Raw genomic sequence first — 2,990 nt, 5'->3', positions numbered from 1 at the left:
GTGTTCGGAACGGCAGGCTGCTGCCGGGAGCCCGGTTGCCGACCGTCCGGGACCTCGCGGGCCAGCTGAACATGGCGGTGAACACGGTGGCCCGTGCCTACCGTGAGCTCGAAGCGGCCGGGCTGCTCGAAACTCGAGGCAGATTCGGCACTTTCGTCGCACGGGTGGATCCTGCCGACGTCGCGATGGCGACTGCGGCGCACACCTACGCGTCGGCGGCCAAGGCGCTCGGCGTCGGCAAGGACGACGCGTTGCGCTACGTCGAAACGGCGTTCGGCTAGGCGAAGTTCTCAGACGGTGAATCCACTGTCGGCCAATGAAACCGGTGGCTCACTTGGCCAGCACCCTTTCGATGGTTCTGAGGTTGCGGGTGGTGGTCGACGACTTGTACCGCTTCTTTCCCATGGTCTTGCCGATGGTGGTGTCCAGCGTGCCGCCCTTGGGGACCTGCCAGTAGACGACGCCCTCGCCGCGTTCGATCAACTCGTCGGGGCCCGGGTCCTTGGCGAGTTCGGCCAGTTCGTCGAGGACGTCGGCGTCGGAGACGAAGGTGACGTAGGAATGGTGGCCCTCGACCTCCCGCTCGAACGGATAGGCCGCTGAGATCGCAGCCACCGCGCTCCGATCGTAGGCCAGGACCCATGCGTCGTACCCGAACGCCTCACGCAACGCGGCCTCCGCCTTCTTGCGGACTCCTGAGGTGTTGGCGCCGCTCTCCAATATCACGTTGCCGCTGGCGAGCACCGTTTGTACCGCCGTGAAGCCGGCCTCGGTCAGGGCCGCCGCGACCTCGGCCATCTTCAGGTTCACGCCGCCGACGTTGACGCCGCGCAGGAAGGCGACGTACCGCGTCATGCGAACTCCAACAGGGTGACGCTGGGTCGGCTGCGGCGGAACAGGCCGACGCGATCCAACGCGGGCGCCGACGCCAGCCTCCACGCCCCGCGGCCAGGGGGAAGCGCGATGTCCCGAGCCAGCCGCACCCCGGCAAGGGAGCCCGCGATCGCGAGGGCCTCATCGGCGGACTGGCCGAACGGCATGGGAGGCGCGAAGTAGCGCTCCGAGAGTTTCACACCCTTCAGGGTGCGGGCGCTGAACCAGCGTGGAACGGAATCGAACATCATCTGGCAGGAGGGAAAACGGGCCGCGCAGTCGGCGATCAGACCGAGGGCGTCCTCCGGCTCGAGGTACATCAGCAAGCCCTCGGCGGTGATGAAGGCGCCGTTGCTCGCGTCGACGCGATCCATCCAGGAGCGGTCCAGCGCGGATTGTGCGAGTGCGACGATGCGGTCGTCGGATGGCAGTAGCTGCCGCCTGAGCTCCATGACTGGTGGCAAATCGATTGAATACCAGGTGGATTCGTCGATAACACCAGTTCGTTCGAGGCGCCAGAAGCTGGTCTGCAACCCCTCCGCGAGTGCCACGACCGAGGCCTTCGGATGCGCCACCAGGTACTGGCTCGCGACGGTGTCGAACGCCGCCGCGCGCAGGCCGAAGGTCTGATGGGGCTTACCGAACTTGAGGTAGTCGTAGTCGATCGTGTCGAGCAGGGTGACGGCCCATGGATCGCGGATCACTCCGTCGGAGCGCTTGGCCTCGGTGCCGCGTCCGTGCAGGGTCCACAGGGTCGTCGCGGAGACACCTTCCAGTGTGGTTCCGTCGATCGTGGTCATCCGGTCATTCTAGAAAGGTGGGTAAGGGATCCGCCTACGGAATCGGGTCACCCTCGCGCTACGCGGTCGTACGCTGGTGACCGTGACCCGCCAGGTGTTCGACGAGAAGCTGTTGGCCTTGATCGGTGGAAACTCGCTTGGGGTGCTGGCGACCATCAAACAGGACGGTCGGCCGCAGTTGTCGAACGTCTCCTATCACTTCGATGCCCGCGAGGTGGCGATTGCGGTGTCGATCACCGAGCCGCGCGCCAAGACCAGGAATCTGCGCCGGGACCCCCGCGCGTCGATCCACGTCAGCTCCGACGACGGCTGGGCCTACGCGGTCGCCGAAGGCAACGCGATCCTCACGCCGACCGCGACGACGCCGGACGACGACACCGTCGAGGGACTGATTGCGTTGTACCGCAACATCGCAGGCAGGGAGCATCCCGACTGGGACGAATACCGCCAGGCGATGGTCGACGACCGGCGCGTATTGATGACGATGCCCATCTCCCATCTGTATGGCATGCCACCGGGCGTGCGCTAACGCCGGCGCCGTGGCGCGCTACGCTGAGGCATGGCCGAAGAGACCTCTGACGAGACCGAATCCTCCGACGAGAACAAGCGCAAGTTCCGCGAGGCGCTGGAGCGCAAGAAGGCCAACGCCGGCGGCGGCTCCGAACACAAGGACGGCGGACGCAAGCACGGTCCGCGGTCGACCGGCCCCGCGGAGAGTCGCAGGGAGTTCCGGCGCAAGAGCGTCTAAGCCGGCGCCAGCCTGGGTCAGTGCCGGTGGCATCACCGAAACCACTGGCCGGCTACGCGGTTTCGATTGCATTCGAGCGTCGCTCCTGAATCAGGATGGCCACCAGGCAGACCGCGGCCAACGCCGCTGTGGCGATCGCAAAACTGACGCCCGCGGTGCGCAGTCCCCAATGCTGGGAGGCGAATCCCTCACTGACGACGGGCAGCGCGAGCGCGACGTACGCCACGACGAAGTACGTCGAGCTGACCTCGGCGCGACGGTCGGCGGGCGCGCGTTCTGTTATCGAGGCCAGCCCCCGACTGAAGCTGATGCCCTGCCCGGTGCCGGCCACGATGGCCGCGACGAGCAAGAGGTACGGCGACGAGAGTTGCAGTGCCGCAGCGAGAATGATCATCCCCACCACCAGGATGGCGGAGCCGATCGCGACGGCTCGCTGCGGGCTGATGCGGCGGGACAGCAGTTGAGCGACAGCCGATGCCGCCAAGATGGACCCGGCCAAGGTGCCCGCGACGGCGTGGTTGTCGATGCCCATCACGGACTTGACGAATGCCGGCACCACGGCCATGAAC

General features: G+C 66.6%; 6 protein-coding genes. 3 read left to right on the top strand and 3 right to left on the bottom strand.

The genetic code is table 11. The features are described from left to right. On the top strand, positions 1-281 hold a 281-nt coding region (locus tag ACRDUX_RS41590; protein ID WP_526423535.1), incomplete at its 5' end, for a GntR family transcriptional regulator. A gap of 49 nt (positions 282-330) precedes the next feature. On the opposite strand, the gene ACRDUX_RS41585 is transcribed toward ACRDUX_RS41590, so the two are convergent. Next, a complete protein-coding gene (locus tag ACRDUX_RS41585) occupies positions 331-855 on the bottom strand; it encodes a DUF1697 domain-containing protein (protein ID WP_526423533.1) in 525 nt (174 codons plus the stop codon). Next, positions 852-1,673, bottom strand: a complete 822-nt coding sequence (locus tag ACRDUX_RS41580; protein ID WP_526423532.1) for a class I SAM-dependent methyltransferase — start codon at positions 1,671-1,673, stop codon at positions 852-854. Before ACRDUX_RS41580 ends, ACRDUX_RS41585 begins: the two co-directional genes overlap by 4 nt. An 82-nt stretch (positions 1,674-1,755) precedes the next feature. Here ACRDUX_RS41580 and ACRDUX_RS41575 point away from each other — a divergent pair, with 82 nt between their 5' ends. Both ACRDUX_RS41575 and ACRDUX_RS41570 read left to right on the top strand, forming a co-directional pair. Further along, complete coding sequence (locus tag ACRDUX_RS41575) at positions 1,756-2,202, top strand: PPOX class F420-dependent oxidoreductase (protein WP_526423530.1); 447 nt, start codon at positions 1,756-1,758, stop codon at positions 2,200-2,202. Between the two features lie 30 nt (positions 2,203-2,232). Beyond that, on the top strand, positions 2,233-2,421 hold the full coding sequence (locus tag ACRDUX_RS41570) for a DUF5302 family protein (protein WP_526378853.1): 189 nt from the start codon (positions 2,233-2,235) through the stop codon (positions 2,419-2,421). A gap of 52 nt (positions 2,422-2,473) precedes the next feature. Here ACRDUX_RS41570 and ACRDUX_RS41565 read toward each other — a convergent pair. Further along, positions 2,474-2,990: MFS transporter (locus ACRDUX_RS41565; RefSeq protein WP_526423528.1), on the bottom strand; the 517-nt coding region annotated here is incomplete at its 5' end.

Source organism: Mycobacterium sp. (assembly GCF_050701675.1).
GTDB lineage: Bacteria > Actinomycetota > Actinomycetes > Mycobacteriales > Mycobacteriaceae > Mycobacterium.
Note: the sequence above shows the minus strand (reverse complement) of the source record. Positions and strands in the feature narration are given on the sequence as shown.

Bases quoted from the DNA above. Each gene is read 5' to 3' on its own strand.
- ACRDUX_RS41570 (WP_526378853.1), top strand. From the start codon at position 2,233: ATGGCCGAAGAGACCTCTGACGAGACCGAATCCTCCGACGAGAACAAG.
- ACRDUX_RS41580 (WP_526423532.1), bottom strand. From the start codon at position 1,673: ATGACCACGATCGACGGAACCACACTGGAAGGTGTCTCCGCGACGACC.
- ACRDUX_RS41585 (WP_526423533.1), bottom strand. From the start codon at position 855: ATGACGCGGTACGTCGCCTTCCTGCGCGGCGTCAACGTCGGCGGCGTG.